This is a genomic window from Bradyrhizobium sp. BEA-2-5 (genome assembly GCF_032918025.1).
Lineage (GTDB): Bacteria > Pseudomonadota > Alphaproteobacteria > Rhizobiales > Xanthobacteraceae > Bradyrhizobium > Bradyrhizobium pachyrhizi.
Genome location: NZ_CP136629.1, coordinates 6,740,594 through 6,764,446, shown reverse-complemented (window position 1 = coordinate 6,764,446; position 23,853 = coordinate 6,740,594). Strand labels below are relative to the sequence as shown.

Here is a 23,853-nt window from a genome sequence, read left to right as displayed (position 1 = left end):
TCAATGACGCAGCTGTGCTCGTGGGGGGCGCGCGGGCCGACAGCCGCTCAATTGTAGCTGCCGGTACGCGTCGCGTCTGTGACGCTAGCTCCGCGAGAATGCCCCGACCATCACAGAGTCACGCCTGGACACGCTTGGTGCAAGCGTGTCCCAGTCAATTTCGCAAGCATGATTTCATGGACAAAATCACCGAACCAAAACTGCTATCGCTTTTCGGGCACCGCCTCACGAGTTGGCCGCCTGCTCATCGCCTGGCTATCGAGCTCAGCGAAACCGCAAAACTAGCATTACCGATGGCGCTCATACAGATCGGGCAGATCGTCATGATGACGATCGACCTTGCCTTCATCGGGCGGATCGGACCCGAGGCGCTCGCCGCAGCAGCGCTTGCGAGCCGCATCTACCTCGTCAGTTTCGCCTTTGCCACGGGCCTGCTGGCGGCGATTGCACCATTGGTGGCGCACGGGTTTGGCGCGGCTAATCTAACCGTGGTACGGCGCTCCTTGCGTATGGGATTGTGGGCGGCGGTACTTCTCTCGCTGCCGATCGTCGTGCTCGCGCTATGTGCAGAGCAGATATTGCTCGCTCTTAAGCAGGATCCGCACGCGGCGCGGCTCGCCCAGCAATATCTCTTCGGACTGGCATGGGGGGCTGCGCCAGCCCTGTGGTTTTATGCCATCCGTACTTTCATGGGGGCGGCCAACCGGCCAGAGCCGGGCTTGTGGATCACGCTCGCCGCGACACCCGTCAACGCCCTTTTGGCCTATCTTTTGATCTATGGGAAACTCGGCCTGCCGCGACTGGACCTGTTGGGGGCGGGTCTTGCGACCTCGCTGGTAAACTGCGGGACCTGTCTCGCCGGGTTTTGGTTCATCAAAATGGGTCGCCCTGCGCGCGACTATCACATGCTTGCACATCTGTGGCGTTTCGATTGGCCCGCAATGCGGCAGCTGATCGCGATCGGAGTGCCGCTTTCAATCGGCGCCTTGATCACGTACGGCCTGCTCTCAGCGGTCGCACTGCTGGCAGGCCTGATCAGCACCAGTGCGCTCGCGGCCCATCAGATCGCGGCACACGTCGCAATGATCCTATTCATGATATCTTTCGCCATCGGCTCCGCGGCGGCGGTGCGTGTTGGCCATGCAGCGGGACGCAATGATCGCCCCTGTATTAGGTGGGCTGGTCTTGCCGCGATGCTGCTCGGTATCATGGTCGCCTCGTTACTGACGCTTGCCGTGATCACCGCGCGTTTCGCGATCGCCCAGTTCTTTCTGGGCGAGTCGGGCGGTGATGCCGAGACGACGATCAGATTGGCTACAAAGCTGCTGCTGGTCGGCGCGACGTTCTTTATCACTGATGCCGCGCAGAGCATCGCGGCAGGCGCACTGCGCGGGCTCAAGGACACGCGGGTGCCGCTTCTGTTCGCCTGCATCGCTTATTGGCCTATTGGCTTCTCGCTCAGCTACGTACTTAGCGCGAAAATGGGGCTCGGCGTCGTTGGTATCTGGATTGGCTTGTCGGTCGGGACCGCTGTCCACGCTGCACTGCTCGTGCGGCGTTTCCGCCTCTTGGCCAACGGTCGCGCTTCGAATGAAAATCATCGCAAGGACCCTGCGGACACGTGGCAGTTAAGCCTTCAGATGAAGCCTGGGCGCGGGCGGCGCCGGGTTGTCGAACGTCCGTAATGATCGTGTCGCAGATGCGATAAACGGGAGAACCGGAGCTATCAGGAAATTGAACTCAGTTGAAAGGCGTCAAATGTTCAACTCTACGGCACATGCCAGCCGGTCGAACGGGGACTCAGTAACTCCGAGGAGGGAGAAGCAAGGATCCTCGGTCGTTAATTGGTAGAGGCGTCGCAGTGTTGGATAGCCGCTGGGAATTCCGAATGCCTGCTGTGCCTCTTCGGAGGCTGGTGCAGCATCGATAAGCAACTTTGTCTTGCGAAAACAGGTTCCTTGGTCGCGGAGCGCCTCGCTTACAAACTTGTTGCAGACCTCATCAACGACCTTGTGGTTCAATGACAGCGGCAAATATGAAGTGTCAAACATGGTGGGCGTTCCGTCGATCGATATGATCTTCCTGATGCAAAGCATCGTACCGGTTGGCGCGTCGAACTCGCTAAGCACGGGGTTGCGGACCTTCTCTCTTGTCACTGATGTCAATTGAATTGGTGATTTAAGCCCGCGTTGCTGAGCTTTTGCACGAGATGGGAACGAGAAGTCGAGATCACGAATAAACCTGCGCATCTCCCTCACAAAGGTCCCAGCTCCGGGGACGGTGCGCAGGACTCCTGCGGATTGAAGATCCCGAAGCGCTCGCCTGACCGTTATCGCGCTGACACCGAACTCCTGCGCCAATGCAGCGGCTGACGGCACTCGTTCTCCTGGCTTGTACTCAGTTTCGGCCACGCGCCGCATGAGTTCTTCTCGGATCTTCTCGTGCAGCGCACCGATCGCGATCTTACTCATACAGCAGGCTCCAACGATTTGCCGAAGCATGATCTGGATTGACCACTCGAAAAACGTCAGACGTTTGCGCGAAACCCAGAGCCCGCTTTGGCAGAACGAGCATCCCTGCCGCGGCGAGGATGTTCGCAGTCTGTCGAGACCCTCTCTTTACGCACGAAAGCGAGCTTTGAACGCGATGATCCGTCACCCCTGTACAGAGGCGCCTGCGGCAGGAACTAGCAAGATAGCGATGAATCATCGAACGGGAATTGACAGTCAGTCTGCGATTGAAAAAGCGACGACTAAATATCGGTCCTGACCTCGGGCATGCACCCGCGGCTCGAAATGCTTCGACACGCCTGCAGCGCGTCGGTACCCCTTGGCGCAGGCAGCTATTGGTCGCCATCCTCATGCTAGTGTGACTTTCCACAAAGCCATCCGTCCAACCGGGCCGCGATCGCCGGATCGAGCAGGCCGCGCTTTGCCATCCATTCATCATCAAAAATGGTGCCAAGATACTTCTCACCGCCATCGGCGACCATGGCCACGACGGTCCCGCTCAGTTTGCCTGCAGCAATGAGCTCAAGGGCCTTGTAGATGGCGCCGCCGGATGATCCGCCCACCAAAAGTCCATTGTGGCAGGCGAGGTAGCGCGCCGTCTCGAAGGCCTCGGTGTCCGTCACCTGTACCGCCTGGTCGATGCAACCAAGGTCCAGCGCCCTGGCGGGCTTCACGCCATCGGGCATGCCCGTCCCCGACTGATAGTAGGGATGTCCGGCCTTGCCGAAGAGGGTGGAGCCGGCCGGCTCCACCCCGACCGTGCGCACGCTAGGATTATGTCTCTTAAGCCGGCCCGCAATACCCGTTATCGACCCGCCGGTCCCAACGCATCCGACAAAGGCATCGATCCCGTCCGAAAGCTGGTCGATCAGCTCTTCGGCTAGACCGATATAGCCTTCCGGATTGGCGGGATTATCCAATTGGTTCATAAACACCGCCCCGGGAAGCTGTGCGCCAAGTTGTGCCGCCAGACGCATCCTTTCGATAACGGCGACTTCGTCCTCGGCATAGTTGCCTTCGACATAGCGGATCTCAGCGCCGAGCGCGCGCATCATTCGGATCTTGTCGGGCGCCGCGTGGTGATCGACCACGGCGATGAAACGCAGGCCAAACTCCAACGCTGCCAGCGCGAGCCCTATGGCCGTATTTCCCGAGGAGGATTCAACGATGGTCCCGCCTGGAGCGAGCCGTCCATCCTGAAGTGCGGCCACAACCATCCTTCGAGCCATGCGATCTTTCATTGAGCCGCCCGGATTGTTCTTTTCGAGCTTCAGCACCAAGTGGCCGGCTTGGTTGGGGACTTCAATCGACATGACCGGCGTCTGTCCGATCAATTGCGTCATGGTCGTGGGCGGCATCATGTTTCTCTAATGGTATCTGGTACGGGGAGCTCGCCTGGTGCGCCCTTAGCGGGCAAAGGTGGGCTCTGTTGCGCGGTGGCGGAATTCGCTTTGAGGCGATCGATCGGACAGCCTTCGCCAATCACGAGATTTGCAAGCCAAGCAGATGTGGAGGCGTTCACCTGCCTAGAATGAACTCGTCTGTGCAGCTCAGATTCAGTGTCGCGAAAGGTGTTTTGATCTCGTGTGAGGGTATTCGCATATACCTCGGCAGCGGAAGACCAAAGCACCGTATGCGCTCATCCTCCCGAGCCGATCTTATATTCAAGGATGTTTTGGGGACCGATCGGACCGCAATGCGTAGCTTCCGTGTCCCGAAAGCCCGACTTCAGATAAGCGCCTCTAGCTCTCACATTGCGGATGTTGACCCCCAACATGAGGCGGTTCACGCATGGTCGATTTGTCAAGATCCATTGGGCAGCAAGTCCGGTCGCTGCCTTACCATATCCATTGCCCTGGTACGGTCGCCCTACGCACAGGTTATGCAAAGTGATCGCGTCTGGCGGCGCCCATTCCGGCAATGCCGCTTTTTCACGAAGGATGAAGAAGCCAACGGTCTCATCATGGACGACGATCGAGAACGGGTGCTCCAGTTCCGGCTGTGAACTCGTTCGAAGCTCTGAGAACAACAAGTCCAACGGGACTACAAACTGTTCTTGCTCGGGCTCAAGCCTTAGATGGTCGACCGTAGCATAATCAGAGTGGGACAGCGCCTTCAGCGTCGCTCGCACGGTGGATCTTCCTTTCTCCGAGCTGTTCAAGTCTCTGGCGAAAAGCGAATAAATTGCCCACCACATGAATATCAGTGGTCGGCATCCTATGGCTCTCGATGGGGGAAGATCAAAAGTCGTGCCAACTGCACGCAAGTAGCGTCACTTTTTCAACCGGCGATTCTATAGCCTACTGGAATGAGGCGGGAAGCTATCCCGAATGCCATTTTGTCGCGATGCAACAAACCGGACAGGACCTGTCAGGTTTCCGCCGCTTCGCAGGGCCACGACGAACTCGCGTGTCATCATCTTAAGGCGCGCCGCGCCAATAACCTGGAAGGTCATTAGGTTCAAATTCTATCCCCGCAACCAACACCCCCCTAGACTGGGACTAGACTGGGCCGGGGGTGCAGCAGCCTCCTCAGAAAGCCTGAGGAGCGCCGCAAGCTGACCGTAAATCTCGACGCGCACCGGCTTGTACGGGCCTTGGGGATGCACGACGACCTTTTCGACGATATCCGAATGGCCTCATTCGCCGTGGGGAGCAGCGAGCGATTCCGTTAGCCGAATCTCGTGCTTGCAGTTCGGACAATGCAGGGTGGGCTCATGGGCGGACTTGGCCGCTGTCGCATTGAATGTCATGAACCCTCCCTATTAGCCGCTCTATGCCGGAATAAACGTGATCCGGCCGACTTCGCCGCGCTTCCGATGTGGCTTTACCGTTATTTCAACGTCCTGGTCGAACGCCGTGAGCATGCGCAGCAGCTTTTCCACTGAAACCAGCTTGAAATGCCCACGAAACAGCTTGGATAGGTCGGGCTGCTTCATGTCCACCAGCTTTGCGGCTTCGATCTGGGTCATTTCCCGTTCCGCCACAAGCCGCTTCAATTGGACGACAAGGGCGGCCTTCAGTTGATGCTCCTCGGCATTTGGCAAGCCGAGATCAGCGAAAATGTTGCCTGAGCCCATGGTATGGGCCGGCAGCTTTCTTTTAGCGCTCATCATCAGTCTCCCTTTGTGGCCTTGTGGATAGCCTCGGCATCGCGCAAGCGCTGCCTAATCAGGTCTATATGCCGTTGCGGCGTGGCGATTCCGCTCGTCGATTTTTTCTGAAACGCATGCAGGACGTACAGGACGCCTTCCAGGCGCGTTGCGTAGACGGTCCTGTAGGTGTCGCCGTCAAAATTGTCGCGAATCTCTAGAACCCCGCTGAAACCTTTCAAGGGCTTCGCGTTGCGCGGGTGTTCACCGAGTTGCGCTTCGAAAAGGGACTGGCCGATCTCGCTTCGGACGGCTGCGGGGAATGCCCGCAGGTCCTTCTTGCTTGAACCCACAAAAACCGTGGGTTTAATCGCGCGCAGTAGATCATTCACGGCGTTATAGTAATATACCTATAAGGGGGCTGTCAATGACTTTCGTCGCAGAGAGCCGAAGATGCCTTGACAAGCCACGTCGTGAGACTTCCATTGCTGCAATCAATGATTTTGTGACCTGATTTATACAATTGATTGCTTGGATCACGTATGGCTGACGACAAGAGCCTATTCGAATGGTGCACCGCACGTCCAAAATGGCAACAGGAGGCCGTGAGGCTTCTGGCAACTAAGACGAAGCTTGATGAGAGTGAGCTTGGTCAACTGGAATCCGCCATCAGGGCCGAAGCCGGCTTTGCTGCGGGAAAGACCTTCGCATGGCCTGCTCTTACCAAAACCCATCTCAAGGCCGGCAACAAGTTCGCTCCGGTCACGGTGCTCGGCTCTATCGGTCCGTTGCGCAACATCGATCGTCTCGCGGCGAAGCAACCCCCGCTTAAATTTGCTATCAATGGGGTGACGCTCATTTACGGCCCGAATGGATCGGGCAAGAGCGGATATTGCCGCATCGCCAAGAAAATCTGCCACTGCCTCCATGACGTTACCTTACGAGGTAACGTGTTCGAGGCGCCATCATCCGATCCTCGCGAGGTCACGCTGACCTTTCGCGTCGACGGCGACAAGACAAAGACCGTCATCTGGAATGACCAAACTGATCCGCCGTCAGAGCTAGGGCGCATTTGCGTCTTCGACAGCGACGTCGCTGGCTTGTATGTCGATGCCGAGCGGAATATCGAGTTTCTCCCCTTTGAGCTTGCCCTGCTGACCAATTTAGCTGACACCCTGCGCATCCTCGATATCCGCTTCAAAGCCGAAGAGGCGCTGTTGATCAAGGCGCACAAGACGCCTTTGCCGCTTGGCTATGAGAAGAAGACCAAAGTGTCAGCGATGCTTGCCAATCTAAAGGCAGATGAGCATCTTCCCGCTGAAGCCGCGATGCGAACTCTGGCGGCGTGGACTGACAAGGAAGACGCCGAACTGCAGGCGATTAAGCTGGAGCTGACCCAGGACCCCGCGCAGCTGTCGAAAGTGAAACAGGCGACCAAGGCGACGGTCGAGGCGCTCGTCACGGAGGCCAATGCGATTTTTGAGACAATCGGGAATGCCGGCGTCGCGAAGTTGAAAGATGCCCAAGCGAAGGCCGCAGAAACGCGCGACGCGGCCAAGGCAGCTGCAGCCAAATTCGCGGGAACTTCCGCGATTCCTCAGCTGGGCAACGAGGCGTGGCGTCAGATGCTCACCTATGCCCGCGATTTTGCTGCCCAAGCGTATCCGACCCTCGCTAAGCCTCAATTGGTCACGGCCGATATCTGTGTGCTCTGCCATCAGCCCCTTGATGGGGAGGCGCGCGAGCGTCTGGCAGCCTTTGACGAGTACGTCGAAGGTCGGGCCAATGCCGACGCCGAGCAGGCAAAGAAGAACTTCGCGGACATCGCCCGCGCGGTGCTCGAGGTCAAGTTGACGAATGGCCCCGAAATCAGGAACAGGCTGGTCAACTTCGTCGAAGGGTCGGCTCAGCGCCAAGGGCAAGCGGACAGATTGGAGCAGTTCTATGCCGCTACCCAGGAGCGTCACAACCTGCTTTCAAAAGCCATCAAGGCCGTCGACTATTCGAGACTGGATGGCCTCGTCGATCTTGACCGCTCAGTGATTGATGAGCTGCTCGCAGAAGGCGCGGCGCTCGCCAAGGAAATCGAGGGTTTGAAGCCGGCCGCCGGCGAAGCCGCCAAACGCGCCGAGCGTCAGCAGAAGCATAACGAACTTGAGGCGCGGAAGAAGCTATCGACCGATATCGAGACGTTTGTGGCGCGGCGAAACTCTCTAGAGGTTCTTGTTAAGACCAAGGCCTGCATTGCAGCGTGCTCGGTCGCAACCATCACGTCTCATGTCACCCGGCTGAGAAGGAAGGTTCTGACGGATTCCCTTCAATCGAGCCTCCATGATGAAATCGTTGCTCTCGATCTTCAGCATCTGCCGCTGAAGCTTGCCGACCGCGGCGAGGTCGGCAAGAGCAAGGTTCACATCGGCCTTGAAGCGCAGCAGAAGATCGGAAAGAACAGCGATATCCTGAGTGAGGGAGAAAGAAGGGCGCTTGCCTTAGCGGGATTCCTGGCGGAACTGAAGGAAGTAGGGGCTAAGCACGGGATCGTGGTCGACGACCCTGTATCGTCACTTGACCACGCGCGCACCGACGCGGTGGCGAAGCGTTTGGTGAAAGAGGCGGCTGCTGGACGACAGGTGATTATCTTTACGCACAATCTTTTCTTCCACCACGCGGTCAGGGAGGCGGCGCAGGAGATGAAGGTACCCGTCCGGGAGGAGTGGATTGCCAAGCACGGCGATGGGCGGTTCGGCATTATTGATGACAATCAGCGCCCTTGGATCTCCATGGGGGTTTCAAAGCGCCTGGCGTTGATCACGGAACTTCTGCAGAAGAAAAAGACGACCTACTCGGAAGCGGATGAGACCCAGCGCTCGTTTGTCGTCGATCTGTATACGAAGATGCGTGAAACATGGGAGCATTCGATCGAGGAAATTCTTTTTGCCGGCGTCGTGGGGAGGTTCAGGCCGAACGTTTCAACCATGAAGCTGAGGGCTGCTCGGATCGAGAAGGCCGACTACGAAGCTGTGTACGCCGGCATGACGCGCTGTTCGAAATATTCCGGGCATGATCAGTCCATCGGAGTGCCAGTTGATTTACCAAAGTGGGACGCCATCAAAGCAGACCTCGATACACTCGCCGCCTTCGTTAGCGCTGCAGATAAGCGGCGCAAAGCGCTTGAAGAGGAAGGTAAAGCCTTCGAGAAGGGGCCCATGACTGCCGCTGTGCTTGAATAGCAGGTCGCCAATCGGATTTTGCGAGGCCGCTCCCCCAACAGTCCCTTGGGGGCGGGCTGTTATCGGTGACGCAGCGCCAGGCAATATACGGCGCGTATGAACAACACCGTCATCCGTCAGCGTCAGGCTGCCATCATGGATGTCGTTCTTGGTAACACGATGACCCCGGAGCCGGGCCAGCTGCGGCTCCAGGTCAACCTCGGCACCAACATGTACCTGGCTCAAACCGAACAACCAAGCGTTCCTGACGCCACCCAGCGGCCGCAATCCGACGCCCGCAGGCTCATGCACGAATGCTGCGTTTCAGGGGCTGTAGGCGTTAAGGCATCTGCCGCCCCTCTCTCCTGATTCAACGAACGCCACTCGGCCGGTAGGGTCGGGTGAATAGGCTAGCCGCGCGTCCCGGCAAGGGCATCCACGCGTATCCCAGAGGGGCCCTCGTGCGGAGCCTCCCTGTGCCTGTCCGCTAATGACGGCTAGCCTCTGAATTCTCCGACCGGCCCGATCGGCGCCTCGGATGGGCTGGGCCAAGCGATTTCGTCACTTACCAACCGTTTGCCCCCGTCCTTCTATAGCCCTACGTGGCTGGAGAACTGAGGCGCGGTATTCAGGAACCCTTGCGGGCTATGCAACCGCTAGCGAAGTAATGCGGGAGGGACTGCGCCTTGTTGAAGAACGCGAGGAACGTCGCAAGGCGAAGCTCGAAGCATTGCGTGCCGCCATACAGGAAGGCCTTGAAAGCGGTCCGGCCGAACCGTTTGAGCCCGGCGAACTGGTCGAACAAATTAAGGCGCGAGGACATGAACGGCTGAAAGCCGGGAAACGTGGCGGGTAATCTCACCAGGCGGCCCCAGGCCTAAACCGACCTGGACGAGATTTGGCTCTTCATCGCATCAGACAACGTCGCCGCTGCAACTGGGCGTGAGCATTCGGAGCTTTCCGGTCGGCAACTTCGTACTGTTCTACGAAGCATTTCGCAACGGTGTCGAGATCGTGCGGGTGCTGCATGGTGCTCGCGATATCACGCCGGAAGATCTCGACTGAACACTTCACTTTATCAGCCATTGCACAATCGCATTTGCGATCCTACGGTTATGAGGCGCGGGCTGACGTTGCACAGCGGCTGCCGACCAGTGCTGCGCGGATCGTCTCGATCGATGAGTGGCAGCGCACGTCCCGATAGGTTGCCGGGACGTCGGGATTGCGTTCGCCTGCAACAATGGCTCGGATAATCCGCATGCCGGTCGCGCCGGTGATATCCGACACAACATGATGGAGCTGCAGGTTCATCTCCATCAGAGCCTTTTGCATATGTTGGATATGGGCTGCGGCATATTTCACCAGCCCCGCAGGGATATTAAGCAATGGACAGTCGCCTTTCCGCGTTTCCGAGAGGCGCGAGCGCATACTCCGATATGGGACAGCGCCCGCCGCGCGGTTTCAGTGATCCCTGAAAGCCAAGGGGCATTCCTTTTCAAGCTGTGCCGGAAGCGAGCTTAGCTACCGGCGGTTCATTCTCAGTGTGCCGATCTTCAGCGGCTCGGCCGCGAGTGCGAAGGTAAGGTTCTGTTGAGACTTCTTCTGATGCCCGCGAAGCGCCTTGATGATCGACGTGTGGTCCGTGGTGAAGAGCAGTTTCTCATCGAGGCAGGCCTCGACCGCAGGTTTGGGCCGCTTCTCCGATACAAGACCCAGCGTCAGGATAGGGCGGATGGTGGGCTCTACATTGATGGAAGACGTCATCGCTCGGGTCTCGCCCATCACCGGATCGGTTTCCCAAAATTTGCCGGCATCGAAGAAGATCATCGGAGTAATTTCATCGAGCGTCTTTGCGTAGTAATTTCGTTCCACGTCCTGATAGATTTCCCGCATCGTTCCGCCGCCACCCCGACCATACACGATGCCAGCTCGAGAGTTGTTGACGAGAGCTTCCTCGCGCAAGCTATTCTGAAAATATTTCGCATAGTGCGTCGCGAACGGCATGGTAGGTTCCGCGCCGTAAAGCCAGGTCGGGATGGCCAGGCTGACGGGGAGGATTTCCGGCGCCTTGGCCCGCACCTCGAGCGCCGTCTTCAGCCATTTGCGTGCATCGTCGATCGCGCCAAGCTTTTCGTCCTTGACAGTCCATGTGTCCGTGAAGAGTTCGTCGAGAATGGGGGCTTTCGGTACGGCGCTTATCAGTCCAATAGCCTCGTCAAGCGGTCCAACACTGTCGAAAGACGAAAATGCCACGCCCAAATGGGCCGCCTCCATCACGCCAGGACCGCCACCCGTAACCAGGAGAAAATGCTCTCGAGCGAGGTCGCGCGCGAGATAGGCGATTGCCTTGTAGGCCAAGTGGTCGCGTGGAAGGCTGTGCCCTCCCATAATTCCCACAAGCGGCCGCTGAACGGTTTTCAGAAAAATGCGCAGCGCATCGGCGATAGCGGCATCATGCTCGGCTTGTGCGGCCCGGACGGCAAGCGAAGCGGGCAACGGGCCGCCATTGGTTGCGAACTCGCGGTAGATCGCAAAATCCCGAGAGAGCGTAAAGCCCATCGGGTCCCACGGATTGAAACCTCCGAGCAAATCTTGAGCAGTATACAGTGAGCTAGGCACAGGGACGCTCATAGCAAATCTCCAAGATGCAATATGACAAAGTATACGGCGCGAAACGTACGAACGGGCATTATATACCGCGTGCACGTATTGCGCGAGGGGCATATTCGTGCATGATGCTGCGCTAGGCGGGGGGAGCAGTCATGGTTACGGCGGTGACGGTCAAAGCTTATGCAAGCCCGAGCTGCGTACTGCTAGCCTTCGACTGGATGGATGGCGCAGAACATAAGGATTTCCTCGGGTTCGCCATCCAGCGCAATCCGGGCTACGGGCGCGACGGAAAGCCGCAATATCTATTCAACAAACTCGACTTCGTCCCTCTGGAGCACGATGCCCGGCCGAAGCGAAGTGACGAAGCGCCCATTCAGAAGTTCAACTGGTGGGACGGCGGAATCAATATCGAGGATCAGGGCAAAACCTTCGAGTATTCTGTCATCCCCGTGCTTGGCACCGGGCCGGACGATTTGAAACTTCAGCACAACGCGGCGGGCAAGAGGTCGGTTACGGTGCCAAGGCCGCTTGAGGGGCAGATCGCAACCTACTTCAATCGCGCCGTTGTAAGCGCGCAGAGTTTCGCCAAGCAAAAGGACAAGCCGCTCGATAAGCGGATGGATTGGCTGGCTAACGGCCTACAGAACGCCATTCCCCAAATCCTCGACGAAAGCGACGCATTTGAATGCGCCATTTATCATCTTTCGGATAACCGGTGGATCATTCCGGCTTTCGAGGCTTTCAGGGGCCGCGGCTCGATCATCTATTTCGACAAGGCTGACGACACCAAGTCACGCACGGCCGCGCATTTGATAGCCGAGCAGCGCCCCAATATTTCGATCCACAAGCGCGATGCGATTTCCAAGCTGATGCACGACAAGTTCATCATTTCGTACCGGAAGAAGCATGAGCAAGCGGTGCTGATGGGCTCGACTAACTTTACGCCAGAAGCTCAAACAGTGCAGGCCAATCTACTACATATCATCCATTCGCGCGAGCTCGCCGCGCTATACGCCGAACGCGCGAATCTTCTCGCGATGAACGTCGGCAAGAAGGATATGGAAGCGCCAGACTGGAATGAGGTGAGCGACGTCGGCGGCACGCAGATGCGGGTCTTCTTCTTGCCTGAGCCGGGAGAAAGCCGGAAGTTTCTCGATACGGTGACGGCTGCTGTCAAGAAGGCGAAATCATCCGTCTTGTTCTGCATGTATACGGCCTCCGACAAGCAGCTCATGGAGGCGATTTTTGCCAAGGGCGACTCGCCCAAGCATCTCATTTACGGGCTGCTCAACAGCATCGATGACCCCGACAAGCCGACCAAGAAGGGCGAGAGGCGCAAGCTTCCCGAGATTGCGGCGACCATTTTCCACCGCTCGCAATCGAACCCGGACACGCTTCCTTATGCAGCTTTTGGGGCGAACGCGCCGCGAGGGTTCCTGCCCGAACTGAAGACGATCGATACGACACCCTATGATGCGTCGGCAGCTAAAGGAAAAACAAAGCCTGCAAAGAAGGCCGCCAAGAAAAAATCGAGCGGTCCTCCGCCCATCCATGTGCACCACAAATTCATTGTGATTGACGGTGATACGGAGACTCCAACCATCTACACAGGTTCGCCCAACTTCAGCAGGTCGTCGGAAAATTCGAACGACGAGAACGTACTTGAGATCAAGGGCAATACTCGGCTCGCTGAAGCTTATGTCGCCGAACTCATGCGTCTTTACAATCATTACCGTGCTCGCGCGATTTGGAACAAGACGCACGAGAAGAACGGCAAGCAACCAAAGGCCGGTTCAGAGGCTGATCCGCTCGTGCTCAAGCGAACGCGGGACGAATGGGCAAAGGATGCCTACAAGAGCGGCACCAAGGCCTCGCTTGCGAGGGAGCGCGGCCTTTAGGATGGGCCCCTAGGCGCCGAAGTCTGTACTAGCACTTGGTATTCATCAGTCATTTCATAGAGCTATTGCGATGCGCTCACTTCCCTTCCTGGTCACGTCTATGCTGCTCTTCTGTTCGCCGGCGCAGGCCTGGTGGGATGAAGGCCATATGCAGATTGCCTACGTCGCCTACAAGCAGCTTGATCCGGCCGTCAGGGATAAGGCGGATGCGTTGCTCAAGCTCAATCCCGATTATGCGACCTGGACCGCGGGCGCGCCGAGCGGGATGGAGAACGTCTACGCGTTCGTGTGCGCTGCAACGTGGGCCGATGACATCAAGGAAAAGCAGAACTATCTCAACGGCAAGGTCACGGATGCGAACGCGGGACAGAATGTCGGGTACAGTGACCTTTCGAAGCATGATTACTGGCACTACAAGGACATTCTGTTCTCTCCGGACGGCACCAATCTGCCCGCGGCGCCGCCCGTGGACGCGGTGATTCAGCTCAAGAAGATGATCGCGGTATTACCTTCCTCATCCGGCGCAACGGATGACCTGCGATCATATGATCTGGTCTGGATGCTGCATCTGGTCGGGGACCTCCATCAGCCGCTTCATGCGGTTTCGCGCTACACTGCCCATATCGCCGGGGCAGATGGTGACAGGGGCGGCAACGAAGAACACGTCATACCAGCGACGGGAGAAACGATTGCGCTGCACGCGTACTGGGACAGGATATTCGGTGGCTATTCGTCGGTCTTTGGCGCGATCTATGACGCCACGCATAATGGGATATCCAGCATTACACCTAACGATGCGATGGCCAGGAACATTGATCCTGACGCCTGGGCGCAGGAAAGCTTTGAGCTTGCGAAGCAGAACGCCTACGCGACGCCTATCCGCACCGACAAGACCGCCGTCGAGCTCACCCGCGACTATGAAACCAAGGCGCGGAACGTGGCGCGCAGCCAGGCCGCGCTCGCCGCGGCACGGCTTGCGAACCTCCTCAATCAGATCTTGCGCTAGTTCTAATGGACCAATTTGAGGATGACATTCTGGGTGCGATCTACAGCCGCCGCCAGATCGATGAGGCGAGCGCGCCCTTGGAAGACGCATGGGAACGGACGACCTGGCGCCGTATCTTGGCCGGGTACAATGTCGATCTCGGGATCGCCGCAGTCATTTATCTGGTGGCGATAGCGATTGCCCTTTCAGTCGTCTTTGGCTCCCATCTGACCGACACCGCTCAAGGCTTCGGCACGGGACTGCAAATCATCTTCGGGACAGCGGTATTCGGCACGTTCATTGAGCTTTTGCGTCGAACATACGACGCGGCGATCAAGCGGCTGGCGACGATCGACCTCTTCACCAGCGAGATTCTCAGCATCATGCGCGTCTTCGCGTCGGCCAACATCATCGGCGATTTCATAAGGCTGTATGACAGGATAGGGTTGATGGGAAATGCACCCGTGCAAACGGCGAATGCATCCACACAAGCGATGGAAGCAACAGGCGCGTTCGGATTCGCGGACGCCGCCCGGAAAGAGGACTATTTCACGATATTCAAAGCCAACGCCGGCGATCTGGCGTCACTCGACCCCGCGGTCGTGAACGATATTACTGCCTTCTATACCTTCTTGAAGGCATCGAGGGATGCAACGGGCGCTATGCCACTCTGGACGTCCCCGCAGTACCAGGTAGCGGATAAGCAGAAAGATGTTATCGCAATCATCTTCAATTGCTTTCTGATGAGCGTTCACGGCCAGCGGGCGCTCGAAGAGCTCATCGGTTCCGAGGAAAACCGGCAGATTGCGAATGACATCTTTGCTGGCGTCATGCTGCAGTGCTTCGCCTTTCTCTACTACGTGATCCCGTCCACCGATTTCCGCTGGCCGCGCATCGAGCAGCGCCGCGCGAAGTGTGAAAGCTTGCGTCTCACGTTCAGGTACGAGATTCCCCTTGAGCGGCATTCTCCGAAGCAGGCCGATCATCCGGGATAGGTGGCTTGAGCCTTGAAATCAGTCAAGCCGCTGACATGACAATGTTAGGGCGACGGCTTTTTACGTTGCGCCGGCTAAACAGAGCTCTAGCGCGGCCTTTTGTTCAGCCGGCGTCAGCTTTGTTTTGCGCCAAATGTGACGCCGTGCTGACGAAGTCGCTCACGCCCTGCCGGGCCGATGATATCTCGCGCGTCTTGCGCGCGATGTTTCCGATCGGTTCCGCCAGGACCTCGCCGAGTCATGCGCGGTAGCGGTCCAGGGCTCGACCAGCGATCTGTAGCTGGCAACGGGTGAAGTAATATCATCAAGCGCGCTTAGCGTCTTGAAGGGGCGCGGCAGGTCAGACGATCGAGCGCGGGGACGATCACGGTATCGCCGATTAGGGGACATTTCTTCGGTGTCCGCTCGCATTTTCCTTTTACGACCACGTCCTTGGGCGCCAGCTAGAGGCGATCGCTCGTCAACCACGGATCTTTGTCTCCTGACCCATCGTGAATTGCTATGGCCGGCGCAATTGCACATGCTGCAGATAGAACTCTCCAAGATCGGTGAGTATGACAGAATCGGGCCGCTCAGCACTTTTATACAGATCAGCGCCGCCGCTTGGTCTTACGCGGCGTCGCTGTCAAGCCCCGCGCCACGCAGCGTCATTTGTCGCGACTTCGCGATCGTGCATCCCGATCATCCGGCGATGCTGTTGCGGAGAGCTCGCAGTAACAGCCGGTTCGCTGCAAGCGGATGAAGTGACGCTTGCGAACCACCGTTTGTTACAAGATGGTAGATGGCGTTGCTCCTCTATCCCTGTTGCGTTGAAGTCGCTGCTTCAGAGCAGGCATAAGCTGCTGAAATAAATCTGTAACAACAGCACGCTTTTTGTTGGAGACCCGCACGGTCATCTACCTCCAGCAAGCCGCGTGTTTTGCGGATCAACCCTTGTTCCTCGAACCGAATCAGCGTCTCGGTTACGCCGGCGCGGCGCAATCCCAGCACAGTTGAAAGATAGTCATGGGTCACGGGCAGTGCACGAGAAGCGATAGCGTCCATTGCCAGGCAAAGCCAGGATGCGAGCCGCCCTTCGGTTTCGTGGCGAACGCCACAGAGGCCTGTTTGAGCGCAATGCAAGTTCAGGGCTTGGACGTAGCGTAGAAGAGGCGCTGCGATGTCCTGGCGCTCGTTCGTCAACCGACGTAAATCCTCGACACGTGTTCTGTATGCTGTCCCGCGAAAAAGCACGACGTGCTGATGCGTCGAAACATGTCCTCCCAGCAGGATCGAAGCGCCGACCGCGCCACGATATCCAATCAGCGCCGTTTCAAGGATGCTTGCCTCTGCGACAATCCTTAAGGAAATGAGGCCGGACTCAATAAAATAGACGTGCTCAAGCTCGCCTTTGGGCTCTTGCAAGACCATCCGTTCTTGCAGGATAACTGGCTCGAGGACTGCACCTATTGCCGCGAGATCTTGGAGAGGCATCCTTGCGAGGATTGCGTTCTTGACGACAGGTTGCATCTTGAGATGCGCGTTAGCGGAATGATGAACCATCGGCGTTCTCCCTCGATCGATTGAGGAATGGCCGTGCTCTGGCAAGTGCGTCCCGCTCGGCAGGCTCTCCGCATGGGACTGGAAGTCCGCAGTCGCGTCCGCGTTGCTCAAGGCCGCTTCACTTCCTTGTCTAAAATGGTCGAAAAGCGCACAAGATCGGCCCAAAGGTCGCTCGGGTCTTCCAATCCGATGCTTATACGAATGTAGGTGGTCGTCTCTTTGGAATGCACGACGTGACGGTCTGAAGAGAGAACGATGGGCGCTATGACGCTCCGCGTTCCGCCCCAAGAAGCGCCGATTGCGAATGTTTTTAAACCATCCAATGCGCGGTCTATCGCGCCTTCCGGCACATCATCGAGCCGAAGGCTGAGAACGCCTGCGCTTCCCTTGAAATCGCGGCACCACAAAGAATGCCCTGAGCAGTGTGGCAAGCACGGATGCAACACGACGTAATTTAGTTCGCTTGCCAAGCGCTTGGCAAAATCCTCCGCAACTCGACTGACGTGCTGGAGCCGTACGCTCATCGTTTGCATGCCGCGTAGCGCGAGCGAGGCGTCGTCCGGAGATACGCCAATGCCGAGTGTCGTGAGGAGAGCGCGGGTTCGACGATACAAATTCAGATCGCGGAAAACGATTGCGCCCATTAAGAGATCGGAGTGGCCGCCGACATATTTCGTCAGCGCCTCAGCTACGATATCGACCCCAAGCGTCAGCGGCTTGCACAGGAGACCTGTCGCCCAGGTATTGTCGCATCCGAGCAGCGCTCCCGCTTTCTTGCAGAGTTGAGCGATACTTGGAACGTCACACACCTCCATGCTGGTGGATCCAGGCGACTCGACCCATACCAAGGTTGTCTGGCCAGGACGCAGGCGCTGCCGAACGTCGTCGAGCAGGGTGGGATCGAAGAATTCCGTTTGGATGCCCAATCCGTTCAGAACGGACGTTGCCATCTGTTTGACCGGCGGATAGACATTGTCGGCGAGCAAGACGTGATCGCCGGTCTTGAGCACACTCAGCCAGGCGGTGGAAATAGCGGCTTGACCAGACGGCACAACGATTGTGCGTTCAGCCATATGAAGAGCAGCAATCTGGGCTTCAAGAGTTCGCGTGGTTGGCGTGCCAGCCAGCCCATATGTGTAGCCATCAGGAGCTCTTTCGTGCCGTTTCCGGTAAGCAGCGGCAGTCGGAAAGACGATCGTCGAAGCGCGGTAAACTGGGATCGACAGACTAGCAAAGCCCTCAAGTGGCGCATCCGGCGGGATGACGCACAAGGTTGCGTCCGCTTGAGAAGCTGTCTTCATTTGGCCATCGACCGGTCGAGCAGTGGACGAGTAGGACATATCCAATCTCGTGAATCGTCTAAGCCGCGTTGCTAGCTCACCTGTAGTCTGCTCCGCAGAGTTCCTTTGATGTCACGCCGTCGGGCGTCGCCTCTCGCTCGGAAAAGCCATACTCGACGATGCTGTTCTTGACCTTGCCTTCGGCTCCAACCTGGTTCAGGCTTTTGTTGAATAGGTCGCGGAACTCTGCATCCTCAGGCCGAAACGCGAACGCGTTGTAATGGATCATCTCTGCCCCGTTTACGATCTCTCTGAACGGGTCAGCGCGTTCCAGGCCTTTCACGCTCGGATCTCGTAGGCTTCCGATGATCGCGCCTGTGCCATTGATAATCACGTCCACGCGGTCGGCCAAGAGCGCAGCCAAGGCGGTCTGATGATCCTGATAGAGTTGGATGCGCTCCTTAGGAACGCCCGCCGCAGCCATGTATTCCAGCGATGCTGCACCTCGAAGGTTTCCAACGCGGACATTCGCATTCTTTGCCATATCTTCATAACCATGGATCTTGAGCGGATTACCGGCCTTCACAAGGATTGCGTTTCCTTGCGGACCGCCGATAGGATCCGAGAATGCGACTTGCTTGCAGCGCCCGGGCGTAACGTACATTCCGCCCGCGACGACGTCGATGCGCTTGGCCATTAGGCTTGGAATCAAAGCACCAAACTCCATAACCTGAAAATCGATGTTCTTGACCCCGAGTGGTTTCGCTGCGTCCTTAAGGATTTCCGGACCAAAACCCTGGACCTTTTCATCCCTTACAAAGCCGGCCGGCCAGGCGTTGTAGACTCCGATGGTGATCTTGCCTTGGCCGGCGATCTTGTCTTTCAAGGTCTGAGCCTCCGCGCTTGAGGCGACCAGGCTCACAACGAGCGCCACTGACCAGCACGATACGGTACGAGAACCACTGAACCGCTTCATCGAGATCCCCTTAATCAATACATAGCTAAATTTTGGCGACAGACCGGTTGGAGCAAGCCACCCGGTGGTAGATCAATGCATGTGTTGCCTAGGTCAAGACACCTCGACCAGCGCGGTTGGGTCGGCGGTTACTTCGGCGAAATTGCTGCATTGAACAGCCGTCCCCAGCCATCGACCTCATCGGCACACCCAGCGAGACGGAGCGCATGCCAACAAAGTGCCTGGTTGGATGAAACAATGGCTTTTCCTGTTTCGGCCTCCAGCGCCGCGATGACTGCCGCCACACGCATCTGCGTGCACGCAACGATGACGGTGTCGACCTCGGCTTGGCTGATGACGCGACGCACGGCATCGCAAACACTTCGTTCAGAGATAAAGGGCGAGTCGAACCGAACCTCTCCAGTGTCGCTTTGAAAACCCACCGCGGCAGGGACCTCAAAGCCATTTCCTTCGATCTCGGCGATCATCTTCTCCGCAACATCGCGCGGATACGGCGAGACGAAACCCAGCCTCGCAGATCCGAGTGCGCTAAGCGCAGCGTTGATGCCAGTGAACGGGTCGGTGACGCGCGCCCCCGGATGAACGGCGTTGACGCGGCGCTCGAGAGCCTGAGGACCGATCACCATTGCGGCGGAGGTGCAACCCAAAGCGATGACGTCCGATGTCCGCCGAGAATTGATCTGCGCTAGCGCAAGGTCCAGTCCGTTGAAGGTGTTCTGGAGCAGGTCAACAGATATTTTCCGATCTTGCTGATTTTGAGAGGAAATTCGGCTCTCGTACAGAGCGACGCCCGGGAGCGCGAGCATCGCACGTGCCTCGTGAGAGAGAGTTTGGTCGCAATCAATCACGACCATGCCGATGTGGGCTCGAGCGCCAAACCCTTGATCGGTTACGTAAGGAACGTCTGCCCACTCTCGAATGGTTGGACGGGTACCCTGCTCAAGCATCGCAAACCCTCAACATGTCCAGGCTCGCCATTGATAGACTGGATATACCTACTATGTCAACAGGCAAGATTGTGCCGGACATAATAGGTATATAAGGATAGGGCGGGGACAGAGCGGTTTTGGACTGATGCGAGATTTGTCGACCACGTTTCCCGAAAATGCCCCGCGGATTGGGCCGGGCGTCGGAATTCGCGGCGCGATGGCCGCCCGCGACCCCGGAGAAAAGCGTGAGATCTGGTGCCGTTCCGTTGCGACGGAGATCTTGCTGGCTGGATCTCGTGGCCGAGCAACACTAGTATTCCTTGGATTATTTCAGATTGCCTTGGCCAACCCTGGCCGAGATCACTTCCGGGCCGTTGCCGCCGACAGGCTTTGCTGCTCGTCACGGCGTTGCAACTGATCGATGCGGGCAGGCTCGCATTGTGCGGCGCTGCCGAGCTCTCATTGTCGATGAGTAGCTAACCGCACCGCCAAGCGCGCTTCGTCTCAACGTTCGAAAGCATTTGTTCGCTGATGCGCTGCGGAGCGGCGCGAGTTCAAAAATGAAAACGACGAGGAGGGAGCACCTCGACAAACCGCCGGTCCGGCAGATTACTATGACGATAGCCCGTCGAGCGGGATGGCCGGCCAACAGAGAGACATGTACAGGTGCAGGAGTGCAGTTTTCAGCTGACCGCGTGCGCTGCGTCATAATTCGCGGCACAACGTCGACAGGACCAACCTTCGCCGTACGTCAGGCGCGAATGAAGAAGCGCGTCGCGGAGTGCCGTGGGTGCATTCGGCAAGCCGTCTGAAAGCGAGGCTTCGCTGTCGGGCAAGCTCGCAATGGCGATCCCGCTAAACGATCAGCACGCGTATTCTTCGACAGCGCAGGGATTTGTGCTGGTGGAGCGCCGCAAGCTCTATCGCACCAGCTTGGCGACACGTGAGTATGGGAGCCCAATGGGTGTCAGTCGTCTACGAAGGAGCGCTGGCGCTCGGCACGACTTGAGCGTGATCACATTTCTACGAGTGTCAGATCCAAAGTGGTTGTTGCCTTGATCTGTGACAACGCGATCGCAGAATTTGCCTCTCGTACCGCTGGTAACTGACTAAGCTTTTCGCGGAAGAAGCGTTCATATGCTTCAATACTGGGCAGAACCACTTTCAGCAGATAGTCTGTTTCACCGGTCAACGTGTAACACTCGATAACTTCCGGGAAGCGCCGGATTGAATCGTCGAAGTCCGGTAGCGTTGTTTTACCGTGTGCCTGAAGTTTGATGTGCACGAAGATCATCACCGGAAGACCGACATTCTTCGCGTTCAGCAACGTCACCCGGCGATCGATGATCCCGGCTTCCTCCATCTGCTTGATACGACGCCAGCATGGCGCTTGTGACAACCCGACACGCTCCGCAATTTGTGGTGTCGTTAGCGTCGCGTCCTCTTGTATCAGCATCAAAATCTTACGGTCAAACGAGTCCAGCTTCTTAAGCAACGAATCCTCCACCCAATAGCCTGCCGCGCATAGTTTATGCGCAAAAGACCCTTCTATCGATGGTGCCAAGCGCGGCGGAACCCGATCCGCTGCGCCCTCCTCACCCTTCATCCAGGAGGCCATCTCGTACCGGCAAGACCCATTTGCCGTTTGACGTGTCTGAAACGAGAAACCCGGACAAGTCCCGGGGCCTGGGCAATCCGAAATTCTCAGCCCCGGGCGAAGTCCGGAGGTCGGCGGTCGACACCTCCCCAGCCGACATTCGCGATCCAAGGTGCAACGGTCTAAGTTGCGATCGCCGTGAGCTTGGCCACAATTGAAAAGGCCTCTGGCGGGCATGCCAGAGGCCGTTCCGAGGTCAGCGCCGAGGACAGCAGATCTTTGCGGCGCCAGATAAGAGACACTTAAAAATTGCGCTGAACGAGGAGCTGGAATCCAATGCTGCGTTGGTCTTTCAGCTCATAGAGGGCCGGTGGCTTGCCGATACCAGCTTGGAGCGGCAGCGTCACCGTACTTCCGCTCGCGTACTTTTGGTCAACGATGCTGTAGTCGAGTTCAGCTACGAAGGTCAAATTCTTGACCGGAGTCCAAGCCGTTTTTGTACCGACAACCGCGTAGTTGAAATCGGGGTTGCAACCGGCAATTCCGGTCGAAAGCGCAACGCCGGTGACAAACGCATTGCAGATGTAGCCCTTGGCTGCGGCGTTATAACGGACCGCCCCAAGCCCGCCGAAAACACTGCTCGACCAATATGGATCCCAATTGTGATTGAACGCGCCGTTAAAGCCATACGTCGTGGTCAACTCCTGGCCAGCGCCTGCAATGAACACGGAATCTGAAATGCCGCCAAGCCCGACGCTTTGATAAGCCCCGGCTGAACTTGTGCGACCGTATCTTGCGAAGGTGGACGATAGGTAATCATTGAACGTATAGCGGCTCGCGCCGTTCGCATAGACGCCGGTGATGTTGATGGAATCGCCGACGCCGGTAGGGATGTTCTTGATTGACAGTGCCAGCTGCCCCGCCCAACCCCATTTATCGTTCGGATGGCCGGTCAGCTCGCTCGCGCCGTAGTAGGCGGCATGATTGTCGTGGGCGGCGACCGACGCTTGGAATAGGCCCCACTTTTGGTCAACACGAAGCATAGCGATAAAGTCTGGCGCTGCCGTACCCGCAATATCGTTGCCGCCATACGTGCCAGTGGCGAGACCTGCGGCCGTCGCCGCGCTCACGTTCCAGACGTTCGTCGTATCGTGCTGGACCTGATCCTGAGCGGAGAACGAGGCGGTGATCCCCTGACCGAAGTCGGCGGTGTAGGTGAACTGGTTCACCGGGTCCCAGGCGCTGCCGCCTGGCAGTTCGACATAGTTCCCGGGATATTCTCCCCAAGGCGCGGAAAACTGCGATATCGCCTTACCGAACGTAAAGCCAGCGAACTGGATGAAAGCATTCATGACCCAGACCGTACCGCCGGCGACCGCGCCAGGATTTGCGTTATTAGGCGCCGAAACCCCACCGATCGATTGATAAATCGTTGAACCGTTTCCTGCTCCGCTGTAACCGCCCGAAGTCCAGTTGAAATAGATTTCGCCGAAGGTCCGGACCAAGCCATACTCGGTTGCGGTGCGAGTATCGATACTCATGGCTTCACGAGAGCGCCACGTATATGCATTGCCAAGGCGGTTCGCAGCGCCTCCGGCGCCAAAATCCGGATTTGCGCCCATGCTATTGCTATTCACTTCAAGCCAAGCCCGCGCATAACCGCCGAGCTTAATGCAAGTGTCCGCTCCTGGAATGTAGAAAAAGCCTGGACCGTAGAGAGTGCAGGTTCTTACGTATTCGACAGCCTTCGCCTTCAGGGGAAGATCTGCGCCTTGAACCTCACTCAACGCGATCAGACCCGCAGCCGAACCGAGCAAAAGGCTTTTCGCCATCTTCATAGTAACCCCTCCGATCACGTCGCCTGCGAGTGGCCGCTCAATCGCAAAATGAGTCGCGCCACCTTCGCCCTAATCTTTGCCGATCACCAAGGGCCCCTCGAACGGCTGCTAAACTGCACCATCAAGCGTCGGGATGCGGGACCAATCCACGACCGCAAGATGACGTTGTCAGAGATCTGTACGGAGCGGGCTCGGAAAGTTCGTACGAAACGGACCGATGTAGGCTTTTCGTCGTTGCGTGTGTTCAGATTGCTTCACATCGGGGCGCTTCGTACGACGATCTGCGCTCGTTACACTCAAACGCTGCCGGCAGTGCACAATCAGTTGGCAGGCTCCTTCCTACAAACAGACTGAAACCCTCGAATATCGCCGATTGCTGATTTGCCAGCGTAA

At 57.5% G+C, this 23,853-nt stretch carries 20 protein-coding genes and 1 pseudogene; 8 read left to right on the top strand and 13 right to left on the bottom strand.

Translation table 11 applies throughout. The annotated features are described in order from the left end of the window. Positions 1 to 176: 176 nt before the first annotated feature. Positions 177 to 1,685 carry an MATE family efflux transporter gene (locus RX327_RS31700; RefSeq protein WP_317248174.1) on the top strand — a complete coding sequence of 503 codons (1,509 nt, stop codon included), beginning with the start codon at positions 177 to 179 and terminating at the stop codon, positions 1,683 to 1,685. A gap of 69 nt (positions 1,686 to 1,754) precedes the next feature. Here the strand turns inward: RX327_RS31700 and RX327_RS31695 are convergent, their stop codons facing one another. The 5 genes from RX327_RS31695 to RX327_RS31675 form a co-directional block, all read right to left on the bottom strand. Further along, positions 1,755 to 2,471: a GntR family transcriptional regulator gene (locus RX327_RS31695; RefSeq protein ID WP_317248173.1), complete on the bottom strand. Its 717-nt coding sequence runs from the start codon at positions 2,469 to 2,471 to the stop codon at positions 1,755 to 1,757. A 392-nt stretch (positions 2,472 to 2,863) separates the two neighbouring features. Next, a complete protein-coding gene (locus tag RX327_RS31690) occupies positions 2,864 to 3,868 on the bottom strand; it encodes a cysteine synthase family protein (protein ID WP_317248172.1) in 1,005 nt (334 codons plus the stop codon). 281 nt (positions 3,869 to 4,149) lie between these two features. Next, positions 4,150 to 4,641 (bottom strand): GNAT family N-acetyltransferase, encoded by a 492-nt coding sequence (locus RX327_RS31685; protein ID WP_317248171.1) that lies wholly within the window; start codon positions 4,639 to 4,641, stop codon positions 4,150 to 4,152. 642 nt (positions 4,642 to 5,283) lie between these two features. Beyond that, a complete protein-coding gene (locus RX327_RS31680; protein WP_317248170.1) occupies positions 5,284 to 5,625 on the bottom strand; it encodes a helix-turn-helix transcriptional regulator in 342 nt (113 codons plus the stop codon). Next, positions 5,625 to 5,993, bottom strand: coding sequence for a type II toxin-antitoxin system RelE/ParE family toxin (locus tag RX327_RS31675; RefSeq protein WP_317248169.1), 369 nt, complete (start codon positions 5,991 to 5,993; stop codon positions 5,625 to 5,627). The genes RX327_RS31680 and RX327_RS31675 overlap by 1 nt, the downstream gene beginning before the upstream one ends. 150 nt (positions 5,994 to 6,143) lie before the next feature. On the opposite strand from RX327_RS31675, the gene RX327_RS31670 reads away from it, so the two are divergent. The 4 genes from RX327_RS31670 to RX327_RS31655 all read left to right on the top strand — a co-directional run bounded on the left by RX327_RS31670 (position 6,144) and on the right by RX327_RS31655 (position 9,875). After that, positions 6,144 to 8,831: an AAA family ATPase gene (locus tag RX327_RS31670; protein ID WP_317248168.1), complete on the top strand. Its 2,688-nt coding sequence runs from the start codon at positions 6,144 to 6,146 to the stop codon at positions 8,829 to 8,831. Positions 8,832 to 8,927: 96 nt separating this feature from the next. After that, positions 8,928 to 9,179 (top strand): hypothetical protein, encoded by a 252-nt coding sequence (locus RX327_RS31665; protein ID WP_317248167.1) that lies wholly within the window; start codon positions 8,928 to 8,930, stop codon positions 9,177 to 9,179. 298 nt (positions 9,180 to 9,477) lie between these two features. After that, positions 9,478 to 9,666, top strand: a complete 189-nt coding sequence (locus tag RX327_RS31660) for a type II toxin-antitoxin system ParD family antitoxin (protein WP_317248166.1) — start codon at positions 9,478 to 9,480, stop codon at positions 9,664 to 9,666. A gap of 86 nt (positions 9,667 to 9,752) precedes the next feature. Beyond that, positions 9,753 to 9,875, top strand: a complete 123-nt coding sequence (locus tag RX327_RS31655) for a type II toxin-antitoxin system RelE/ParE family toxin (protein WP_317248165.1) — start codon at positions 9,753 to 9,755, stop codon at positions 9,873 to 9,875. A gap of 78 nt (positions 9,876 to 9,953) precedes the next feature. Here RX327_RS31655 and RX327_RS31650 read toward each other — a convergent pair. Further along, positions 9,954 to 10,175 (bottom strand): annotated as a pseudogene (locus RX327_RS31650) (IS110 family transposase); the annotation flags it as partial. Positions 10,176 to 10,331: 156 nt separating this feature from the next. Beyond that, a complete protein-coding gene (locus tag RX327_RS31645; RefSeq protein ID WP_317248164.1) occupies positions 10,332 to 11,441 on the bottom strand; it encodes a hypothetical protein in 1,110 nt (369 codons plus the stop codon). A gap of 131 nt (positions 11,442 to 11,572) precedes the next feature. Between RX327_RS31645 and RX327_RS31640 the strand changes: the two genes are divergently transcribed. The 3 genes from RX327_RS31640 to RX327_RS31630 all read left to right on the top strand — a co-directional run bounded on the left by RX327_RS31640 (position 11,573) and on the right by RX327_RS31630 (position 15,298). Beyond that, positions 11,573 to 13,318, top strand: coding sequence for a phospholipase D-like domain-containing protein (locus RX327_RS31640; RefSeq protein ID WP_317248163.1), 1,746 nt, complete (start codon positions 11,573 to 11,575; stop codon positions 13,316 to 13,318). Positions 13,319 to 13,388: 70 nt separating this feature from the next. Beyond that, on the top strand, positions 13,389 to 14,324 hold the full coding sequence (locus tag RX327_RS31635; protein ID WP_317248162.1) for a S1/P1 nuclease: 936 nt from the start codon (positions 13,389 to 13,391) through the stop codon (positions 14,322 to 14,324). 5 nt (positions 14,325 to 14,329) lie between these two features. Beyond that, entirely contained in the window at positions 14,330 to 15,298 is a 969-nt protein-coding gene (locus RX327_RS31630) for a hypothetical protein (RefSeq protein ID WP_317248161.1), read from the top strand. A 795-nt stretch (positions 15,299 to 16,093) separates the two neighbouring features. Here RX327_RS31630 and RX327_RS31625 read toward each other — a convergent pair. The 6 genes from RX327_RS31625 to RX327_RS31600 all read right to left on the bottom strand — a co-directional run bounded on the left by RX327_RS31625 (position 16,094) and on the right by RX327_RS31600 (position 23,460). Next, complete coding sequence (locus RX327_RS31625; protein WP_317248160.1) at positions 16,094 to 16,840, bottom strand: Crp/Fnr family transcriptional regulator; 747 nt, start codon at positions 16,838 to 16,840, stop codon at positions 16,094 to 16,096. A 107-nt stretch (positions 16,841 to 16,947) separates the two neighbouring features. Beyond that, positions 16,948 to 18,141: a trans-sulfuration enzyme family protein gene (locus RX327_RS31620; protein ID WP_317248159.1), complete on the bottom strand. Its 1,194-nt coding sequence runs from the start codon at positions 18,139 to 18,141 to the stop codon at positions 16,948 to 16,950. Between the two features lie 76 nt (positions 18,142 to 18,217). Next, a complete protein-coding gene (gene ehuB, locus RX327_RS31615) occupies positions 18,218 to 19,096 on the bottom strand; it encodes an ectoine/hydroxyectoine ABC transporter substrate-binding protein EhuB (RefSeq protein WP_317248158.1) in 879 nt (292 codons plus the stop codon). 128 nt (positions 19,097 to 19,224) lie between these two features. After that, entirely contained in the window at positions 19,225 to 20,043 is an 819-nt protein-coding gene (locus tag RX327_RS31610) for a hypothetical protein (RefSeq protein ID WP_317248157.1), read from the bottom strand. A gap of 997 nt (positions 20,044 to 21,040) precedes the next feature. Further along, complete coding sequence (locus RX327_RS31605; protein WP_317248156.1) at positions 21,041 to 21,631, bottom strand: Lrp/AsnC family transcriptional regulator; 591 nt, start codon at positions 21,629 to 21,631, stop codon at positions 21,041 to 21,043. Between the two features lie 293 nt (positions 21,632 to 21,924). Continuing rightward, positions 21,925 to 23,460 (bottom strand): porin, encoded by a 1,536-nt coding sequence (locus tag RX327_RS31600; RefSeq protein ID WP_317248155.1) that lies wholly within the window; start codon positions 23,458 to 23,460, stop codon positions 21,925 to 21,927. Between the last annotated feature and the right edge of the window lie 393 nt (positions 23,461 to 23,853).

Bases quoted from the DNA above. Each gene is read 5' to 3' on its own strand.
- RX327_RS31700 (WP_317248174.1), top strand. From the start codon at position 177: ATGGACAAAATCACCGAACCAAAACTGCTATCGCTTTTCGGGCACCGC.
- RX327_RS31670 (WP_317248168.1), top strand. From the start codon at position 6,144: ATGGCTGACGACAAGAGCCTATTCGAATGGTGCACCGCACGTCCAAAA.
- RX327_RS31660 (WP_317248166.1), top strand. From the start codon at position 9,478: ATGCGGGAGGGACTGCGCCTTGTTGAAGAACGCGAGGAACGTCGCAAG.
- RX327_RS31620 (WP_317248159.1), bottom strand. From the start codon at position 18,141: ATGAAGACAGCTTCTCAAGCGGACGCAACCTTGTGCGTCATCCCGCCG.
- RX327_RS31635 (WP_317248162.1), top strand. From the start codon at position 13,389: ATGCGCTCACTTCCCTTCCTGGTCACGTCTATGCTGCTCTTCTGTTCG.
- ehuB (WP_317248158.1), bottom strand. From the start codon at position 19,096: ATGAAGCGGTTCAGTGGTTCTCGTACCGTATCGTGCTGGTCAGTGGCG.
- RX327_RS31690 (WP_317248172.1), bottom strand. From the start codon at position 3,868: ATGCCGCCCACGACCATGACGCAATTGATCGGACAGACGCCGGTCATG.
- RX327_RS31625 (WP_317248160.1), bottom strand. From the start codon at position 16,840: ATGGTTCATCATTCCGCTAACGCGCATCTCAAGATGCAACCTGTCGTC.
- RX327_RS31630 (WP_317248161.1), top strand. From the start codon at position 14,330: ATGGACCAATTTGAGGATGACATTCTGGGTGCGATCTACAGCCGCCGC.
- RX327_RS31695 (WP_317248173.1), bottom strand. From the start codon at position 2,471: ATGAGTAAGATCGCGATCGGTGCGCTGCACGAGAAGATCCGAGAAGAA.
- RX327_RS31640 (WP_317248163.1), top strand. From the start codon at position 11,573: ATGGTTACGGCGGTGACGGTCAAAGCTTATGCAAGCCCGAGCTGCGTA.
- RX327_RS31605 (WP_317248156.1), bottom strand. From the start codon at position 21,631: ATGAAGGGTGAGGAGGGCGCAGCGGATCGGGTTCCGCCGCGCTTGGCA.
- RX327_RS31600 (WP_317248155.1), bottom strand. From the start codon at position 23,460: ATGAAGATGGCGAAAAGCCTTTTGCTCGGTTCGGCTGCGGGTCTGATC.
- RX327_RS31645 (WP_317248164.1), bottom strand. From the start codon at position 11,441: ATGAGCGTCCCTGTGCCTAGCTCACTGTATACTGCTCAAGATTTGCTC.
- RX327_RS31610 (WP_317248157.1), bottom strand. From the start codon at position 20,043: ATGCTTGAGCAGGGTACCCGTCCAACCATTCGAGAGTGGGCAGACGTT.
- RX327_RS31680 (WP_317248170.1), bottom strand. From the start codon at position 5,625: ATGATGAGCGCTAAAAGAAAGCTGCCGGCCCATACCATGGGCTCAGGC.
- RX327_RS31665 (WP_317248167.1), top strand. From the start codon at position 8,928: ATGAACAACACCGTCATCCGTCAGCGTCAGGCTGCCATCATGGATGTC.